This window comes from Chryseobacterium sp. GP-SGM7, from assembly GCF_049166575.1.
In the GTDB taxonomy this organism is placed as follows: Bacteria; Bacteroidota; Bacteroidia; order Flavobacteriales; family Weeksellaceae; genus Chryseobacterium.
In genome coordinates this window covers 1,133,744-1,152,775 of record NZ_JBMHFF010000001.1, presented here as the reverse complement: position 1 = coordinate 1,152,775, position 19,032 = coordinate 1,133,744, and the positions used below count along the sequence as shown (strand labels likewise).

Annotated in this window: 12 protein-coding genes; 3 read left to right on the top strand and 9 right to left on the bottom strand. The window is 31.9% G+C overall.

All coding sequences use genetic code 11. From position 1 onward, the window contains the following. Positions 1-137: 137 nt before the first annotated feature. Positions 138-3,089: a glycosyl hydrolase 115 family protein gene (locus ACOOWA_RS05070; RefSeq protein ID WP_421373675.1), complete on the bottom strand. Its 2,952-nt coding sequence runs from the start codon at positions 3,087-3,089 to the stop codon at positions 138-140. Between the two features lie 184 nt (positions 3,090-3,273). Here ACOOWA_RS05070 and ACOOWA_RS05065 point away from each other — a divergent pair, with 184 nt between their 5' ends. Continuing rightward, positions 3,274-3,627, top strand: coding sequence for an ISAon1 family transposase N-terminal region protein (locus ACOOWA_RS05065; protein ID WP_421373629.1), 354 nt, complete (start codon positions 3,274-3,276; stop codon positions 3,625-3,627). A 28-nt stretch (positions 3,628-3,655) separates the two neighbouring features. Next, positions 3,656-4,600, top strand: a complete 945-nt coding sequence (locus ACOOWA_RS05060; RefSeq protein ID WP_421373631.1) for an ISAon1 family transposase — start codon at positions 3,656-3,658, stop codon at positions 4,598-4,600. A 648-nt stretch (positions 4,601-5,248) separates the two neighbouring features. Here the strand turns inward: ACOOWA_RS05060 and ACOOWA_RS05055 are convergent. Beyond that, complete coding sequence (locus ACOOWA_RS05055) at positions 5,249-6,580, bottom strand: McrC family protein (RefSeq protein WP_421373673.1); 1,332 nt, start codon at positions 6,578-6,580, stop codon at positions 5,249-5,251. Next, positions 6,567-8,246, bottom strand: a complete 1,680-nt coding sequence (locus ACOOWA_RS05050; protein WP_421373672.1) for an McrB family protein — start codon at positions 8,244-8,246, stop codon at positions 6,567-6,569. Before ACOOWA_RS05050 ends, ACOOWA_RS05055 begins: the two co-directional genes overlap by 14 nt. 658 nt (positions 8,247-8,904) lie before the next feature. Here ACOOWA_RS05050 and ACOOWA_RS05045 point away from each other — a divergent pair. Continuing rightward, entirely contained in the window at positions 8,905-10,032 is a 1,128-nt protein-coding gene (locus tag ACOOWA_RS05045; protein WP_421373671.1) for a DNA cytosine methyltransferase, read from the top strand. On the opposite strand, the gene ACOOWA_RS05040 is transcribed toward ACOOWA_RS05045, so the two are convergent. From ACOOWA_RS05040 to ACOOWA_RS05015, 6 genes are all read right to left on the bottom strand, one after another. Then, positions 10,029-12,077: an AIPR family protein gene (locus tag ACOOWA_RS05040; protein ID WP_421373670.1), complete on the bottom strand. Its 2,049-nt coding sequence runs from the start codon at positions 12,075-12,077 to the stop codon at positions 10,029-10,031. The genes ACOOWA_RS05045 and ACOOWA_RS05040 overlap by 4 nt on opposite strands. Positions 12,078-12,086: 9 nt before the next feature. Then, positions 12,087-13,031, bottom strand: a complete 945-nt coding sequence (locus ACOOWA_RS05035; protein WP_421373669.1) for a PD-(D/E)XK motif protein — start codon at positions 13,029-13,031, stop codon at positions 12,087-12,089. Further along, positions 13,024-15,675, bottom strand: a complete 2,652-nt coding sequence (locus ACOOWA_RS05030) for a Z1 domain-containing protein (protein WP_421373668.1) — start codon at positions 15,673-15,675, stop codon at positions 13,024-13,026. Before ACOOWA_RS05030 ends, ACOOWA_RS05035 begins: the two co-directional genes overlap by 8 nt. Continuing rightward, complete coding sequence (locus ACOOWA_RS05025; RefSeq protein ID WP_421373666.1) at positions 15,672-17,054, bottom strand: ATP-binding protein; 1,383 nt, start codon at positions 17,052-17,054, stop codon at positions 15,672-15,674. The genes ACOOWA_RS05030 and ACOOWA_RS05025 overlap by 4 nt, the downstream gene beginning before the upstream one ends. A 730-nt stretch (positions 17,055-17,784) precedes the next feature. Then, the gene (locus tag ACOOWA_RS05020; RefSeq protein WP_421373664.1) at positions 17,785-18,117 is read right to left on the bottom strand and encodes a hypothetical protein; all 333 of its coding nucleotides are present in this window, start codon (positions 18,115-18,117) and stop codon (positions 17,785-17,787) included. A gap of 25 nt (positions 18,118-18,142) precedes the next feature. Continuing rightward, the gene (locus ACOOWA_RS05015; RefSeq protein ID WP_421373662.1) at positions 18,143-18,403 is read right to left on the bottom strand and encodes a helix-turn-helix domain-containing protein; all 261 of its coding nucleotides are present in this window, start codon (positions 18,401-18,403) and stop codon (positions 18,143-18,145) included. Positions 18,404-19,032: the final 629 nt, after the last annotated feature.

The window sequence follows — 19,032 nt, the reverse complement described above, 5'->3', positions numbered from 1 at the left end:
TACAAACTGTTTTAAATAATCTTTAAATATGCTGAACATAAGCACAAATTTATCAAATTGAATTGGGATAATTAATTAATTAAATTAAGATTATTTTAAATCCTAAAGATGCCAATAATAAACTGACGAATTATTATTTAATACAATTTTTCAGGAGCACCGAGATAACTTGGATACTTATCATTGGGATTTACAATAATACGCTCTAAAACTACTTCCGGATCAATCATAAAAATTTTTAAGGTATGAAAACCTTGTGTTTTCACGTCCAGCGTTGCATCCAGCCATCGCTGGTTATCAAAGACCTCGGTACGACGGGGCTTTCCACGGGAAATAAGAGCATAATTGTGTTCGAATTCCGGCAATGGTTTAAGCGTTTTTGAACGGCTGAGGTTTTCCTGAGTATATTCTTTGAATTCATCGTGATAACCTTTCCTTGCATCAATGATGACAGGATCTTCGTTGTCAATAGAAACTGCAATTCTCAATCCCCGACCAGGATTAACATCCTGCGTTGGTAAAATTCCAAGTAAAACTTTTGCAAGACCTGCCTCAGGTAGAAAAATCTGGTATTCTAATCGAGGTGACTTTTCAGGAGTTGAGCTTGGTGCAGTTGTAGGATTAATTCCCATACACGCCTCTGCCCTTCCTAATCCTGGTAAAATAATCCATTCTGCATTATTTCCTGCCGTCTTGTTACTAAATTTATTGGCTGGTATAGAAAATTCACCAGAATATCCGCCATAGAAAGGATTTTGGCTAACAGGCGTATTCTTTTTTAAAGTTTTTACAGCCACCGGAACTGTTACTTTTCCCTGCCTGATTTGAATCAAACCATCAGCTTTCCCTTCCGGAGCTTTTTTCCAGTCGATGTCTACATAAATGCGTTGTTCAGTTTCTGTTGTTCCTTTTTCTGAACTTAATTTAATCCAGGATTTATTTGCTTTAGCCGTAAATTGAAGCGAACCTTTTCCACGGTTGAAAATGTCAACATAATAACGTTGTTTGTCCAGTGCATCAAATTGCGGAAGTTCCGCTTTTTCATATGTTCCAGGCCAGGATTCGGTACTACCTTCTACTGCAACCCCCAATGTCGGCGATTCCAAAGGCTCAACTTCTGAGAGCGAAGGCAAATTGTTTTCCTTCGGCATCGACCAGTGTTTGTAACCGATATGCACATCGCTCATCATATTTTTCCACTTGCCTCCTGCCATTGAGTCATTATAACGGGCAGTCAGTTTCTTATCCAATTCAAAAAGTTTACGGGCTCGATCAGAATAAAAATTAGCACTCACACGACCTTGTTTGGCGTAAAGATTATTACGGCCTGCAGACAAATAAATTTCTGCCACACCCGCTGAAGCTTTTGTTGGATAAAGCACCAATTGATAATAAGCATCCAATGCTTCTTTAGGTATTTTTTTCTCTAAAGATTCTGCTTTTAAAGTAAGATCCTGCCAAAGCTTTTGAATACGTTCTGCTTCGTGGTAATTGACAAAACTGAAAATATAAGGATCCTGAACCTCCGGCTTACGCATTAGGTTGTATTTGGAATATTTTGATACAATATCTGCAACTTCTTCGGCGTGCTCTTTTCCGAAAATTGAAGTTGCCCAATCCTGCATATATTCAGAAGTTTGTGTTGCGGAGATAGCATCAGGATTCCAGGCATAACGCATAATGAAATCGATGGGCATTTCCTTTGGTTTAAGGTCTCCAACATTGACAATCCAGATACGGTCAATGCCGCTATTATACGCAAGACTTAACTGTTCACGCAGTTTTGGAACTGTTGTGGTGTTGATCCATCGGTCATTCCACGGACCACCGTTCATGTCAATATGATAGTATAATCCCAAGCCGCCTTTCCGCTTTAGTTCGTTTGCGGGTGCGGTACGGCGGATGTATCCCCAGTTATTATCGCAGAAAAGTAATGTCACATCATCAAGAACATTCATTCCGGCATCATAGTAACGCTGGACTTCCGTAAAAATAGCCCAAAGCTGAGGAACTTCTGCCGGATTTTTATCATACACCTTGCCGATAATCTCACGCTGATCTGCAACTACCTGTTTCAGTGTTTTAATATTTTCTGCATCGTCACCTTTACCCATTGCAACGTCTCCGTCACCGCGCATACTCATTGTAATGAGATTATCATAATTTTTATTTCTTTCCAAACCTTCTGTCCAGAATTTCTTCAGATTTTCTGAATTTGTAACATAGTCCCAGTCACCGATCTGATCTTTACGTTTTGTATATTCTTTTTGTGAGCGCATCATCGGTTCGTGATGTGATGTTCCCATTACAATGCCATATTCATCAGCAAGAACAGGACTCATCGGATCATCCTCATTAAAAGCATTTCCCCACATCGCAGGCCATAGGTAATTGGCTTTCAAACGGAGTAAAAGTTCAAAAATATGACTGTACACTTTGGAGTTGATTCCTCCAAAATGTTTTGCAGACCAACCGGAAAAGGAAGGACTTTCATCATTAATGAAGATTCCGCGGTATTTTACTTTTGGCGATTCCTGAAGATAACGGCCTGCTTTAATATAAATATTATTGCTCTTTTTAACTGGTGCATCTGCCCAAAAATACCATGGTGACACTCCCATTTTTTCAGAAACATCATAAATTCCATAGATGGTTCCGCGCTTATCGCTTCCTGCAATGACAAGATTATCTCCAACGGTCTGAATCACAAAACTTTCCCATTTTCCTTTAAGGGCATCTACATTGAGTTTACAATTTGCAACCAACTGATCGATTAGCTTGCTTTTTCCAATAGTACCCACAATGATTGCTCCAGACACAGTTTTTACTTCGGGAGTAACGGGCGATGCTATCCCAGTCACTTTGCGTACGTCATCACCAAGATCATTGGCTGCACGTATGACGCCTTTCCAATCATCAGGATCTACAACAATTTTAGCCGTAACTTTTTCTGAGGCTATCCTGAAAGCATATTGTGTTGATGTATGTTGAATATAATTTGGAAGTAAACTCAGTGTACCTTGAGTGGTTTGTGCATTAGTTATTAAGCCAATACATAACGAAATGATTAAAGCTAATTGTTTAAGCATAGACTTTATATTTAGAATCTTTATACTTTTTTGCCACTACAAAACAGTATTATCTGATAAATATATGAAATTAAATGTTATTTCTACATTTAATAATTTATCCAATATATTGCAACTTTAAAAGAAATAAAATATGGATCAATCTCAAAACTTGGGGAGCAAAATAAAATAATAACTTTGCAGGATGTTAAACGATGCCGAACTTTTTAAATTATTTTTACCGGAACTCTTGATTGAACATTTTGAGATTGTGAAATTTGAAGAGGAAAATAAAATTCTCCATATTTATTTTGAAGAGAAAAATACAGCTCCCAAAGAGTTTTCCACACTCATTTTGCAGTCAAAAGGATTTGTTCCTGAAATTACGGCAGATGATTTTCCTCTCCGCGGAAAAACCGTAAAACTCCATATTAAACGCAGAAGATGGACGGAAACAAAAACCGGAAAGATTATTCAGAGAGACTGGAATCTTATTGCCAATGGAACGCGCATGACACAGGATTTTGCCGAGTTCTTAAAAAAAATCAGCCGATACTAAAGCACTTCCCTGCAAAACAATTGGCGAGATGTATGGCGTGGATGGTAAGAAATTCCAAAGGCAGTATAAACAAAGCCTCAGCAATTTTAACGATTGGGAACAAAAACCGCATGCTGAAGAACAGATTCTTTATCCTGAAAATATCTCATCACAGCTCTCCATTGACGAAGTAGCACTTTCCGAGGGTGAACTCTACACCGTTTTAACCTCAAAAAAGGCAAAAGGCAGAAAAGGATGTCTTGTTGCTGTTATCAGGGGAACAAAAAGTGAAACCGTCATTGAACATCTTTTAAAATTAAGTAGAAAAACACGAATGAAAGTTAAAGAAATCACTCTTGATATGGCAGGTTCAATGAAGCTGATTGCTAAAAGATGTTTTCCGGCTGCAACGCAGGTTATAGACCGTTTCCACGTTCAGAAGCTTGCCACCGAAGCGCTGCAGGAGATAAGAATAAAACACCGCTGGGAAGCTATTGAGCTGGAAAATGAGCTTTTGGAAAGATCTAAAGAAAAAGAAGTAAAAACAGAAATTGAAATTTTCAGCAATGGCGATACCAGAAAACAGCTTTTGGCAAGAAGCAGATACCTCTTATACAAAAGCAAAGAGAAATGGACTCTGGAACAAACTCACAGAGCGGAAATTTTATTTTATCAGTATCCCGATTTGGAAAAAGCATACAGTCTGTCTGATGGACTTCGCAAAATTTACAATCAAAATATCACGAAATCGGTGGCGATGCTCAAGCTGGCGCACTGGTTCAAGAACGCTGAGGAATCCGGATTTAAATCTTTCAACACCTTAATGAAAACAATAATGCTAAACTATAATGGTATTCTAAATTACTTTAATGCACGCAGTACAAATGCTTCAGCAGAATCTTTCAATGCAAAAATTAAAAACTTCAGATTACAGCTGCGAGGCGTAAGGGATAAATCGTTTTTCCTATTCAGATTATATAAACTTTTTGCTTAGTCCCCAAGTTTTAAGATTGAGCCCCTATTTTGGTTTTTTTTGATACTGCGCTAAAACAAAAAACGCTGTAAACATTGATGTTTACAGCGTTTTAGCTTATTTTGGTTTCTAACCTGGCGGAGAGAGAGGGATTTTGTACCCATTTCTCATCGCTTTATGGATAAGATTTTCGCTGTGGCATCTCTGTGAATGGCCTCAAATAGGACATTTGCAAAAAAGTGGTAAAATCCTAATTTAAATTTTACGTAGTAAAACTAAAAATTTCTGCTCAAATCTGCAAGTAAAAAGACCAAAATTTGAACAAGTTTTTTTAAGTTTAATCCAAGAATTTAATCCTTCTTTTAGCGCCTGAATTTTCTCAGTTGGAATATTTCTAAAAGAAAACGAAGAAAAAAAAAAATTAAAAAAAGAAAAAAAGAAAGCCTTTTGAAAATGAGCGTGGCATTCTGTCAAGGTTTTTTGGAAAAAGTTTTTGCGTAGATTTTTTATACGTAAAAAGTTTTTCTGAAAATCCGGAGGACTTGACCTTGACAGAATTTAGCTGTTTGACTGGGAAGCGAATTATTTTTGGTTTCTGTTTTTATTTTTGTCTCATGATTATGAGAATACTCTGTAAAATTGAAAATATCCTTTGTAATAGTTAAAATACTAAGTTCTATCTACTAAAAAGTTTAATAATTCTTGTTCACTTTTATTCATTTTAGTCGTAAATTCACTAAAATTTCCGGAAGGTTGAGGTATTGCTAAGCCTATTTTTTTTAGAATTCCATTTGTTTCTTTTATTCTATACTTTTCAAAAAACGTTGTCTCCTGATTTGGAAATAGCAAGAATCCACAATTAGAATTAAAACGATACATATATGCTATCGTTTTATAATAAATGCTTGTTGCTTTCTCGGTGTTTTCGGAATATGATTTTTGTCGATTAAGTGGGGTATATTTTGCATCACCAACGCAAAATGGTTTTGTCTTACTTATAAAATCTGGATATATTAATTGAAAACTTTTATCATTACTCTCAAAAAGATAATGACTATTTGTTCTTGTTTTATTTTCGGGATGAATAAAATCGTCTTTCAGAATTGTGTTCAAATATTCTTCCCAAAGCCAAGCACCATCAAACAATAATCCATAAATTTTGTCTTTTTCTTTACCAAAAGTTATTTTTTCGTGTTTTAAGATTTTTAAACAAATTTTCTGTAACATTCTATACTCCGTAAAATAAGGATGTGAAAATGGTCTTAGATTAGAAAATATGATTCTTTGACGAGAATTTTTACTGTAAGTACTTTGAGTAACGAAAGTAAATTTACTAACAATGTCTCGCACGTCACTATCATTCGTCAAAATATCGCTACCAAAAGGATGAGTTTTTATATATTCAATTGTATGACGAACAATTTGTGTTAAATTATTATTGTAACTATGTTCTCTTGTGGTATATGCAATCCTACCCATAAATGGGTTGTTCATAAGAAGATGTCTTTTAACATTAATAGCTCCTTTAATATTAGCATCATTATATTCCTCTTTTCTATATGCCTTATACAAGCCTTGTGAATATGCTTTTTTTAAGTAATATGGAAATAGATAAAGCAAAAAATCCCAAATATTTTCTTTATTCGGTGTTTGGTCAAAATTTAAAAGGTTTATTGAAAAAACTTTTTGTAACATATAATGCAAGAAATAGTCATTCTTGTCATTTTTTGCAAATCGTGAAGAAATTGTTAGCTGACTTACATTACGACCAACAAACCCCATCAAATTATATGTTGTTAACTTTTCTTCATCCAAGGAAAAGATATGCGAGTTCTCTATGCCGTCGTGATATTGTCCTAAAGAATGAGGAAAAATAAGCAAATCAGGGCTGTCTTTTTGTAAATCAATAAGATTTTTGTTTGCAATACCAGATAAATCTTCAAAATTTAAATTACTAAATTCATCTATATTTATTCCTCCATTATTATCAGTTGTCCTCATTAAAGTAATATGCATTTTTAAGGACTTCTATTTTGTCTTCTTCATTAGGCATACCCCGTATGTATTCTCTTAACAGAGGTTCAATACGAAGTTCCCAAATGGTTTCAAAGTCTTCTCTCGGATTTCCATTTGTATCAATAAAGTAAGCCCCACCAATATGATACGAAGTATTTAACCCATCTGTTTTTGAAATTTGTTCATTTAGTTTTGCCATTTTATATTTTATTACTTGTGGCAAATTCATATTTTCTGCACTTTGCTCTGCTGTAATTTCAATCCATGAAAAACGTCTACGCATAGCAAAATCAAAACTTTCAACACTGCGATCAATGTCATTCATTGAGCCAATAATGTAAACATTATCTGGAACATAAAATACTTCATTTTCATCTTCGTGTAAATTAGCATATTGTGTTTTCACACCCCCTTTTTTACCTCTGTAAGCCGGATCTATTGAGAAAAAAAGTTCCCCAAATATTTTTGATATTTCTCCTCTATTTATTTCATCAATCACGAAAACAAAAAGAGGCTTTAACTCATCTGCCTTTTCTTGTTTTGTAGATAGATTGTCTTTAAAGTCAATTAAATTAGATACAGATGCTGAAAATTGATTATGAAAATTATTAGTAGTATCAAAATCTTTTATGTCATCTAAATTTTCACAAATTTCTTCTAAACTAGAGTAAATTACTCTATCAATAATATCCCTTTTAGCTTTTAAATCTTTTCCTAACAGTTGCTCTATTCTTAATTTATAATTATTAATCGTAGAATTTACTAACCCTAATGTTTGTAAATATTTTTCATAATCATCTAAGGTGAAATTAATAATGTGTCCAACACTAATAGCACTAACTCCAATAGCTTTTTTACAGAATTCTTTAAAAATTCCATTTTTTAGTTGGAAACCAATATTCCCATTTACATCTGGTTTTGTAGGGCGTAAACCTTCTACAAAATCAGTATAATCGTAGGATGGATGAAATTGGACAAAAGCAAATTGATCACTTTTTTCAAGTTCTTCATCAGATTGAATACCAATTATTTGTTTTGCTATTTGTTTTGCTAAAAATGTTTTCCCTGTCCCTGGAGCACCTGTTAAAATAATATTTTTAGCTTCTTCAAGAAGTTTTGTATAAGGTTCAATATTTTCTGTCATTTGTTGTGTATTCTCATTCCACATAATAATTAATGAATTGAATTCATTGAAGAAAGACTTTAGATTATCATTTGGTAAATTATTATCAAATAAGCCGAGATCATTAATAGATTGATTTACTTTTAAATCAATTCTTTTAGCTGGTTTTAACCACCATTGATATTCTTCTAAGGATAGCGAATCTATTTGATTTCCGTTCCATCGTGCTATGATATTTAATCCTGTCTCAGCCCAATTTAAATAGCATTTTACAGTTTTATAACTACCATAGTTAGGTTGGATGTTAATATAAACATTACCGTTTTCATAATCCTCCCAATTTTTTATCTGATTTTGGATATTTCCCCCATTATAACCTTGTCCAGTAGCATAAAATTCATTTTTGGAATATAAAGGTTCAATATATGATAGATATCCTCTGTTTTTTGTATCACTATTACTTGCTAGCCATTCAAGATGTGCTACAAAGTACTCTAAAAGATGTTTAAATTTTTCGTATTCGTTCATTAGTTTTTTTATTGTCTAACCCTTATACAGATTATTTTTCAAATCAAATATATCATTTGTTACTGAATCTTGTATCATAATATTAAAACTAAATCTTATTCAAATATTTGAACAAAGAATAATTGCTTTATTGAAATTTAATCACATATGGAAAATTTGATTTTGGTGATTATGTGAAAAATTTTTATTCTGATAATCATTAATAATAACAAAACACCATATACTAAACTCATTGCCAGTAACATAAAAGCTATTGTTTTCAAATTAATATTTTCTTTTCTTAAATGCAATAATAAAAGGATTCTAGAGTTGCTAACTTTGTTAGGACACATTCTTATATTCTTTATTGGTGATAGCATAAAGCCTCTTATTGAAAATAACATAAAAGTAGAAGAAAAAATAGAAGATGAAGTACATTTAATTGAGTATAGAGGTATAGTTCCTCAGAATATTATTGAAAAATGGATCAGTTTTGAAGTTTTTATCATGAATTTAGTTAAATACATTCAAAAATAATCGTGTAATTAATTGATAAACTGGCAGTTATATAAAAATAAAGAAAATAATTAACATAGTTAATAAATTTTTTAATTTTGTGTGACGAAATATTTATTTTTTTTATATAAAAAATGATTTAGAGTACGAATTAAAAACTTCCATGAAATATAGTACTGAAATAAAAGAAATTAAAAAGTATATTAGTAAAAAAAGTAATCTTAACTTTGATGCAGTAGATATTTTCAGTGGTGCTGGAGGATTAAGCCTTGGTGCCGAAAAAGCAGGAATGAACATCCTAATTGCAGTTGAAAAAGATTTAAATGCTTCTAAAACTTTTTTGCATAATCATCCATCATCTAAAATTTTATGTGAGGATATCTGTGATATTAATCCATTAGATTATATTAATCCAAATCCTTTTATAGTGTTTGGAGGACCACCTTGCCAAGGATTTTCAACCTCCAATACTAAAACCAGATCGTTAGAAAATACTAATAATTATCTCTTTCATGAATTTCTTAGATTTGTTAAAGAGTTACAGCCATCATGGTTTCTGTTTGAAAATGTAGAAGGAATAACTTCTTTCGATAATGGTAATACTGTTAAGGAAATAAAAAGATTATTCGGTGAACTTGGATATAGTACAACTGAAGATGTTTTATTTGCCTCAGATTATGGAGTGCCACAACATAGAAATCGCTTTATAATGGTAGGTAATAGATTGGGGATTAATTTTGAATTTCCGCAGAAATTTGATTACAAAGTTTCTGTGGAAGATGCTATTTCAGATTTACCATCTCTTAAAAACGGAGATAACATTAATGAACTTTCTTATTCGAAAAGCATATCTAATTCAAGTGATTATGCAAAATTAATGAGAAAAAATTCAAAAAAATGTTTGCAAAACTTTGTATCAAGAAATAGGGATTATGTTTTGGAAAGGTACAAACATATTGGACAAGGTCAAAACTGGAAAGCAATTCCGGATGAGTTAATGCAGAATTATAAGGATAAGAACAATTGTCATAGTGGGATCTATAAACGTCTTAATGCATCTCTGCCTTCAGTTGTTATTTCTAATTATAGAAAAAATATGCTGATACATCCTTTTGAGAATAGAGGCTTATCAGTTAGAGAAGCCGCAAGACTTCAAAGTTTTCCGGATGATTTTATTTTTAAAGGTACTTTATCTCATATACAACAACAAATAGGTAATGCGGTTCCTCCTTTATTAGCTGAGGTTATTTTTAAAGCAATTAAATTTCAGCATGAGCAAGCACTAAATTAAACATTACTAAATTTTAAGCCTTCACCTTCTGCTGTTTTTTTTAAATTATATAATATTGCGGATTGTTTTTCAGATGGCAATGTAATTTTACCACTTGCCATCTTAGATAATATATCGCTTTGCATGCTTGATAGTTTTAGTGCAGATTTATTTTCCATATAATAAACATATAGGGTTTTCCAAATTTTTATAGGAGTTTTTATGACTTGTACCTGCATATCTATACCTGTATCTACAGTTTTCTTGTTTTTTTCTTCTTTTTGAACATATTTAACTTCTTCATTTGTAATAAATAAGTTATCATCAATCTTATCAAATTTAATTTTAAGTTCTTTAACACTTTCCCAACACTTATGATTTTTTGTCCATTGACCAATATTTGCAAATCCAGGAGGTGGAGAAGTTATTTTAAAATATATTTTTTCGGCAATTTTTTCCAATAGGAACAATAAACTTTCTGGAATTGTTTGGTTTTGCCAAATAATATTAAAATTTAAGTTTATTTCCATCTCTTTAATTATAAAAGAAAAAAATGCTATTGTGTATGTTACCGTTTGAGCTCTAAATCCCCCATCATACCACGATGATTTTGTAACTAATCGTTCAACAGTACGGAACATTATAATTTTAGATACAGCATCTTTAAAATAAGACTCTGTTATTGCCAGCTTATCATTTTCTAATGTTTCACTAATGTTTTCTGCAAATTTCTTAAAACTATCCTGTGCACCTTTAGAAACTATATCTGGTTTTTGATTCCATGAGTTTTCAGCTTTAGAGAGTAAAGTTTTATCTATTAGTTGATTTTTAGGGTTTTCCAACAGAAATTTTCTTTTATCAACAGCAGAAAGATACGCTTGACTGTTCAAGTATTCTCCTCGTATTCTTTCATAATACCAATGCGTCCTTCTTTGTGCCCCGTCAGCAGCTGGTGCAAAAATTCTAGTTGAATAGCTCTTCATATCCTTATGAAATGGGCTATTAGAAAAGAAATCAGAATTATTTATTTTATTTTGTGTATTTGCATATTCTGCCACTTTTGAAACAAATTCATCTTGATTATTTGATTCTGTAACCACTGATAATTTCATCTGTACAGAAACTTTTGAAGTATCCATCTTTGAAACTTTATTAGCTGCATATATAGCTGAAGTAGTTTGACCACCATTTACTATTTGAAAATTCTTAATTACGTTTATATTTCCATTTTCTCCAAATTCTACAGAGGAAGCTGTAGCAGTAATACCATTGTTATATGCGAAAAACATTTCTGGTGCAGTTTCTATAGTATTACGTAAACCTCTATTTACAGCTCCTCTAAATTGTAGAAACGTTCTCACATTTTGCTCAAATAATTTTTGACCAAAATCCTCATATACTTTAACTAATGTATCTCCACTAATTACAGTTAAATAAGAATGATAAGAATTGTCTTCATTATTAACTTTTAGATAGGGTAAATCAACTTGAATTTCAAATTCACCAATTCCACCTGCTATTGAATAAATCTTATGCAGATATTCAATATCAATGATTCTAAATTCAGTGTGAAAATTCAAGAAAAACTCTGAAGAGATGTCGGTTAATGTTCTTGTTACTCGCCCATCAGTTAACAACATCAACCTAATTTTTATAATCTGATTCTTTTCATAGTATTTTTTCAGGTTATATGCCATAGAATATGCATCGGATGTTTCTTCCATCTGTAAATAAAAACCCTCAAAACTTTTTTTTAGGAATGATTTCATCCTAGTAAATTTTGAATCTAATTGTGTTTTTGTTAAGGTCTGTATCCCATCATCTTGAAAATATTGATGATTTAAAATTGTCAAAACTCCTCTTTCTTCATCAAAATCATATCCTAATGCTTCAGTACCTTTTTTAGTATATTCTGCATAAGTATAATTTTTAGTCAAATCACCAATTGAAACTAAGTCTTCACAGACAGTTTCAAAAAATGCTTGTGGACGTAATAATGTGCGGCTTTCTGCATCACTAAGAATAGATTGTGTAAAATACTGATGAAATTCTTCAAGACTAACCATACAATTGAATTATATTATTTTATTCACATCTAATTCGAACCTAGTACAGAGCTGAAGGTCAATGGAGTAGTTGACTGAAATTATTTCTGGAGAAGTTTGATGTGGTAATATCCTTGGGAAATCTTTTTCAACAATAAATCCTCGCAAACTATCGACAGTAAATTTATATATAACATCGTAAGTTATTCCTGGCATATACCCAAATTCAATTAATTTACGTTCAAATACTTGAATTATACTTATAGACTCACAAGAAATCAACATATCTAATTCACTAATAAGATCTACGATTGATTGTCCATTTTCAGCTTCTGTCAAGCCATAAGCAATTAAAAATAAAGGCTTTACATCTGTAAATAACTGATGAGTTGAAGAAATGTTAACTTGAGGCCCCCTACTGGTTTTGTAGGATTTTATTTCAATAGATATGTCATCCAAGGAAAAATCTTGTCTGTCAGATTCTGGACCACCCCATGCTGTTATAGCATTTGCTACACCTCTTTTTGGAATAAGTACCTTGTTTAAAAACATTAATTCGGCAAACAAGCCCATTTGTATCATTAAAGATAATGAAATTTCTGTATTCTGCATTAAAAATGCCTGCCAGCGCTTAAGTCTATTTTCGACAGCATAAACCATTTCCTCATTATTGTAGTAAGCTAAACATATAGAGATTATATCTTTGCATACTGAAAAGAAGAGTTCCCAGTCATTTTGTCTATTTAGAATTAAAAATAATTCACCGCAATTTTCATGATTTCTTTTAATCAAAGAAATACCCCTCAATCTAATATCAATTTGAGTAGTCTCAAATTCTTTTGTAGTCTTCAAATAAAACCCATAATTTCCAGTCTGATCCATCATCCAAAACAAGTCATGGTCTATTTCAGAATTTATTCTTCGAATAGAATCAGGTAACATATCGAACCAAGGGTTTAAGAGCTTATCAGTCATCACTTTCGTTTTCTTCTTCTACTTCCTTAAGTAGATTGTTATAATAAACAGTATTTATTTTTAGTGTTATTGTTTCTGTATCACTTAAAACATCACCCGGAAAACTAGTTCCAAATGCAGCTAATGCATTATCATTTATAGATGACATTTCTGGATTTGGTTCAATAATATGTAACATCAAAAGGGGGCGTTTCATTATTCTTCGAGCCTCAATTCTATTAGTTCCAATTTTTTTTCTTTCAGCATCATCAAGAGAAATTGATTCTGCGTTACCAGAAGATACTTGTCTATTTTGTAATTCATAATTATTATCAGATTTAGTGATAATTTTACGCTTCTCTTTCTGTATGACGATGTTCGAATTAATAGTAAATGTTTCACCTTGTCCACTGTAAAGTGCTATATCCCAATTTTCATTACGCTCTTGAACGTATTTTTTTATAAAACTTATAGGCATTCTTGCCGTCAATCCTAGTGGATCATTCTGAAATGTAGTAAAGTCATTTAAAAATTTTAAAATTAGTTTGCGATCAACATCTTTCCATAAAAAATTATTATTAATTTTATGAGAGTCGGCAGGTAAACTGTTTATTAAATTTCTAACACATTCAATATTATTAATGATTTCATTAGATTTAGAACTTAATACGCTTGTTTCTTTTGCCTTTCCATCAAGTCGCATTGAATAATTAAATTCTCTAACATTTTTTTGTTTATTTCTCGCTGTAATTTGTAGAGCACTATTTGGATTTTGTTTTATTGCTAATCCAAATTTTTCGGGAGTCATATTATTGTCAGACATTAGTTGAAAGTCATACATAAGCTCTTCGGTTGCAGTAATTATTTCTGCAAAATCAACAATCTTATTGTAAGGCATATAAATTTTACATAAATCTTCATAACCTGACCTATAACCAAACCATCTCCCCATTTGCATTAGCGTATCATAAAATACAGTATTTCTTAAAAAATAACTTACACTAAGACCTTCAAGTGTATACCCTCTTGCTAAACTTGTGCCTCCAATTACGATTGCATTAGTAACCACATCCTTTCTATATTCTAAGGGAACAGTTGTTTTCTGATGCACTTCACGAACTAAAACGGAGCTTATTTTTTGAGTTAGGACTTCGAGTGTATCCTCCCATGAAAATTCATTTTGGTTAAAGTATTTTGTATAAGTTTCTGATAAAGCCCGAATAAGAAAACTTTGATTTCTAGCATCTGGCAACATCCCAAAAACAATAACATCTTCTTGTATACTTTCAAGATAAGCTGTTATCATTACTGCAATTTTTTGATGTACTCCTGTAAATCGAGTTGCGTGAACAAGCATACTATTATGACTATTTCCATATCCTCGCAAGTTCCTGATTGCAATATTTAAAAGAAATACTTCAATCGCTTCTTTTAAACTATCGGGAATTGAAGAAATTTCAATATCTTTTCTATGACCTATTGGTAAATCATCTTCGTTATCAGTTATTTCAATTAAGTGTTTATTATTGGTATCTAAGAAAATTTTTCGTGCTCCAAAATAGTTTGATGGCGCATCAAGTGAATAAATAAAGTCTTTTGGAAATAAATCACGACCTATACTTTCATTTCCAGCTTCGTGATTTATAAAAATATTTGCATATGGAGTTGCTGTATATGCAACATAAGCACTACGTGAAAAAAGACTCAGTAATTTTCTTATGCCTCCATTTATTGCTGTAGGATCTTCTTCTTCCTTAGTATTTACCGATGCATAATCAGATTCATCATCAATAACAAGCATTGCATGATCTGCGACTTTATTTTTATACTGTTTTTCTAACCAGCTAATGACACTTTTCAATGTCGAAGTGTTCTTTTTGATAACAATTAAAATAGGTACATTGATAGTTTCAAAATTTAGCCCTTGTGAAGCCCTATCAGCATCATGTCTATTAAAATCTCGCAATACCGTGGTAAGACTATATGGTGTAGAAACCTTGTCTAAATCTCCTTTTCCTGCTCCTACTTGTACACCATTTGTATGTCCGACAAAAGCCTCATTTAAACGTTCTTGTGTCTGATTTCTAAGATTATTCATTCCCCCAGCAATTACCACAATAAACTTATAGCCTGCATCTGCAGCTTTGCAGACCAATCCTGCATAATTACCTGTCTTACCTGATTGTACATGGCCAACAACCATTCCGTATCTTGAAAAAAGAGGTAAAATAGGATTTTCGATATTATTCATTACAATATCAGTATCTGTGTCAATTGTTCTTGCAACCTCAGTGGGTAAAAATGATGAAATATAATTCTTGTATCTTTCCCAATAATATTTTTTGTTTTTTTGCTTTTCAACACTTGTCCACCAAGTATTATCTCTCACTTGCTGTTCTATACCTTGAATTAAAATACCTGCTTGCATTTTCACATCAAAATGTGTTTCAAGCTCACGTGTTATTCTTTTCCAATCATCATCTTCCAATTCAGAAATAAATTCTACTGAAATGACCTTTGCAAACATTTCATACCCAATTTTGTTGATTACTAATTTTGTACTGTTTACTTCCTCTTCAATTTTATTTTCAGGTAAAACCCCATCAATCTTCTTAAGATTATTGAAAATATGTTCTTTTATAGCTAAATAGCTTGTAGTATTCATGGCTTAAATATTTCTTGTCGATTTTTAAATATTTCAGTTTTCAATAGTTCTTGCTTATATTCCTCGCTTAATCCAGAATCTTGGAGCATATTAAGCAATTTATTGATATCATCCTCTGTCAAAGCACTTTCTTGGTTTATTGAATGAGGGTTAGTTTGTAGCTTTGATTGAATAGCATCAAGAGGTAAGTAAGCCTGTAAACCTCTTAAATAATATTTTAGTGTTTCTTTTTGATAATCATCAAGGCTAGAAATCAGATTTATAAACAATGGATGATTTTGATTTATTCCGAAGCGAAAACTCTCATTCACTGGAAATATTTCCCAAAATTGAGTTAAACTTTTATCTTCTATTTTTTTTCCCCGAGCTGAAAATGGTCTAGCACCTTTGTCTGTAACCTGATTTATAATACGACGAAGGTCTGATTTTATAATATCAGCAGGCCTTGCTATAGATTTTTTTATGTCAATTCCCCAATGAGAATCCATAGAATTTGGAATTTCAATTCTTACTCTTATAAGCTTATGAGCGTCAATAGCTTTATGAAGCCCCCACCATGTACCATATATGATTATTCTATTTTCACGATATAAATAAAATCCTTGTGACTTTACATATCCCTCTTCTGTAGCATATAGCTCATATTCCTGTTGTGAAATTTTAGAATGGTGTGGCAATATAAAAGGATGTATTTTTACACTAGCACCCAGAATATTTATTTTTTCAGATGTGATCTGTTGTGTAGCAGGATGATTTATATTAAAAGGATTAAATGCTTTAACAGGATTGTTATTTACAAGGATATTTATTTTTTTTGAGGGAACTTGACCTTCCAAAAATTTATGAAAAACAAGTGACAAATGTTTTCTCACTCTATCAATTATTTCAACAAAATTTAGGACGGGAATCTTATCAATGTCTTCCCATATAACTAATGTTCCTGTGTTTAATTTTTGAAATTCATCATAATGAGGAAAATCAGTATAATCTTCAGGTGTAATTAAAAACCATTCATTTTTTTCAGAGATGAAATTTAAATCCCATTGGCGACACGAAATTTCCCCCTGGTTTTTGGTAACAACGGTAAGCTTTTTACATTGTGAAAAAGAAGCTGTCTTAAGTCCTAGACCAAATCTTCCTAAATCATTTTTCTTACGGATGTCTTTTGGGCTTGTACTGGCAAGCCTCATTGCTTCTATAAGTTCTCTTTCAGACATTCCGTTTCCATTATCCAAGATTACTATAGAAATCTCAGGTTTTTTAACAGCAAATATTTTAATTTCTGTACTTTCGGCAGTAATACTATTGTCTATTAAATCTGCTATTGCTACTTCAACAGAATAACCTATTTCTCTTAAGGATTCTATAAGATGACCCACATTTGGCCGAACAGACTCAGTTTTCATTTACTTAGGTATGATTAGTTCTTTTAAATTTTTTAGCAACAACTACTTTAATTTCTCAACAATACATAAAAATATTCGGTCAACCTTTTTTGACTAAAAACCTCTTAACACTTTATTACTACAATATTTTGAAGCATTGATTTGATTATGTATTTATGAAGTAATATTACTAATCTTACACAATACTATCACAATATATTTGATTTCATTTACGGTTTTCCGTAATAACTAATAGATTGTGCTAAAAACTTTCTAAATTTAATTAAAATTATAATTATATTTTTCTAAATAATAATTTAATAAAAAAAAACATAATAAATTTATCTAATTCTATTATGGTTTTAAATTATAATTTACAGAAAATGATGAAAGAAAAAATTATATTGTGAAAAACTGGCAAAAAATTTTATATAAGATTTTGTTTTCAGTAAAAATGAAAAAAAATATTTTTTTTCTCCTCACTTAACAACTCGAAAGATTCAACTGATTAGATTACTAGAAATGCTGAAATTCTAAAATTGAGAATAAAAGTATATGTTACGATTTTATATTCAAGCAGTATGTATGAGTTATTTTGTAAAGTGTTAAATTATAAGAAATTCAGTATTATGATGATATTTCTATTTAGTTATTATAAACAGTATGATTATATAAAAATCAATTATTATCATTAGTTTATTTTTACATTATAGCCCAGATAAATTCAAAGTTTCCTTCTTCCCTCCTTACTTCTAAATTTAAACTCTTCAGAAAAATCTATCATCACCACCTGACTTCCCTGAAACGGATTATAGGACGGCTGATAATCAATATAGCCCGAAGAATGTAGATTCTTCAGGCATTTATGATAGGTGGCTTTTGAGCGGATCTTACTAATGCGCATCACTTCATCGCGGGAAATACTGACCGGATTTCGGAAACGGCTGAAATTCCAGAACTGGAATAAGGCTAAATAGAGGCTGATGTGTGATGGATTAAGCGTATTATCCTGAGCCACCTTTTCATAGAAAGCTGTGAGGTGTTTGATATAATTCATAATTTAGTCTCGGTGCTTCGAAATATCATTGCTTATTTTTCAGCATTTCTTCAATGTCTTTGTAATTGTAATATAGTGTTCCACCGACACGGGTGTAAGATAAAGTTCCATTGATGCGTAGCTTCTGCAATGTTCCGGAGGAGATTTTCAGAAGTGCTTTGACCTCTGACGAACGAAGCCATAATTTCTGTTGGGAAATTTTTATTTGAAACAGGTTTTGTAGGTCTTCCAACAATTCGGTTTTAAATTCCTGAAGGTCTTCTTTGGTGATTAGGTTTACGATCATAGCTACTTCATTTTTGTTTTTGACTTAGTTTTCTTCTACAAAGTTGTAGTATTAAAACATTGAAAACAATAGTGCTAGAGGGATGTGGGCTAAATAAGAACAATCTGGATGATGAAGAAATCTTTTGGAGATTAAAAAAGAATAAATTGGAATTTACTAGATGGTTTACAAAGAAAAAAAGACGAGTTCCGAAGTCTTTTCCCTTTTTACAAAAAAGGCAAGAGAGTCTTGGATATAAAACTTGAAAAGTTTGTATATACAAAGACACATCTTGCTTAATTGTACCGCCGATTTTTCAGAGCTCTGAAATTTGACTGCATTTTACTGATTACTAACCAGTTGTATTAATTGCTTTTGAAAAGAAAAAAAGCAGAAAAGACAATGACATAAGGGCGGTTTAATTTTTGAGCCGCATTGAAAGTACACGGTTCAAATTCTGCACCGAATTAGGGATGACCGGCTCACTTTTTGAGCCAGGTAAGCGTTTTGCGGTAACATTTTTGAGCCAGTTTTCAAAAAAGTGGCGCAATTTTTAAGCAGGGCTGTGAGCTGCTTTACTTTCTTAGATACAATTTAGAGATATGGAGGTTTAATTCTTGAGCCGCATCGACTGTATACGGCTCAAATTC

Coding starts and splice junctions, on each gene's coding strand:
- ACOOWA_RS05040 (WP_421373670.1), bottom strand. CDS start 12,077: ATGGTTAGTCTTGAAGAATTTCATCAGTATTTTACACAATCTATTCTT.
- ACOOWA_RS05065 (WP_421373629.1), top strand. CDS start 3,274: ATGTTAAACGATGCCGAACTTTTTAAATTATTTTTACCGGAACTCTTG.
- ACOOWA_RS05015 (WP_421373662.1), bottom strand. CDS start 18,403: ATGATCGTAAACCTAATCACCAAAGAAGACCTTCAGGAATTTAAAACC.
- ACOOWA_RS05060 (WP_421373631.1), top strand. CDS start 3,656: ATGTATGGCGTGGATGGTAAGAAATTCCAAAGGCAGTATAAACAAAGC.
- ACOOWA_RS05030 (WP_421373668.1), bottom strand. CDS start 15,675: ATGAATACTACAAGCTATTTAGCTATAAAAGAACATATTTTCAATAAT.
- ACOOWA_RS05020 (WP_421373664.1), bottom strand. CDS start 18,117: ATGAATTATATCAAACACCTCACAGCTTTCTATGAAAAGGTGGCTCAG.
- ACOOWA_RS05035 (WP_421373669.1), bottom strand. CDS start 13,031: ATGACTGATAAGCTCTTAAACCCTTGGTTCGATATGTTACCTGATTCT.
- ACOOWA_RS05045 (WP_421373671.1), top strand. CDS start 8,905: ATGAAATATAGTACTGAAATAAAAGAAATTAAAAAGTATATTAGTAAA.
- ACOOWA_RS05055 (WP_421373673.1), bottom strand. CDS start 6,580: ATGAGGACAACTGATAATAATGGAGGAATAAATATAGATGAATTTAGT.
- ACOOWA_RS05050 (WP_421373672.1), bottom strand. CDS start 8,246: ATGAACGAATACGAAAAATTTAAACATCTTTTAGAGTACTTTGTAGCA.
- ACOOWA_RS05070 (WP_421373675.1), bottom strand. CDS start 3,089: ATGCTTAAACAATTAGCTTTAATCATTTCGTTATGTATTGGCTTAATA.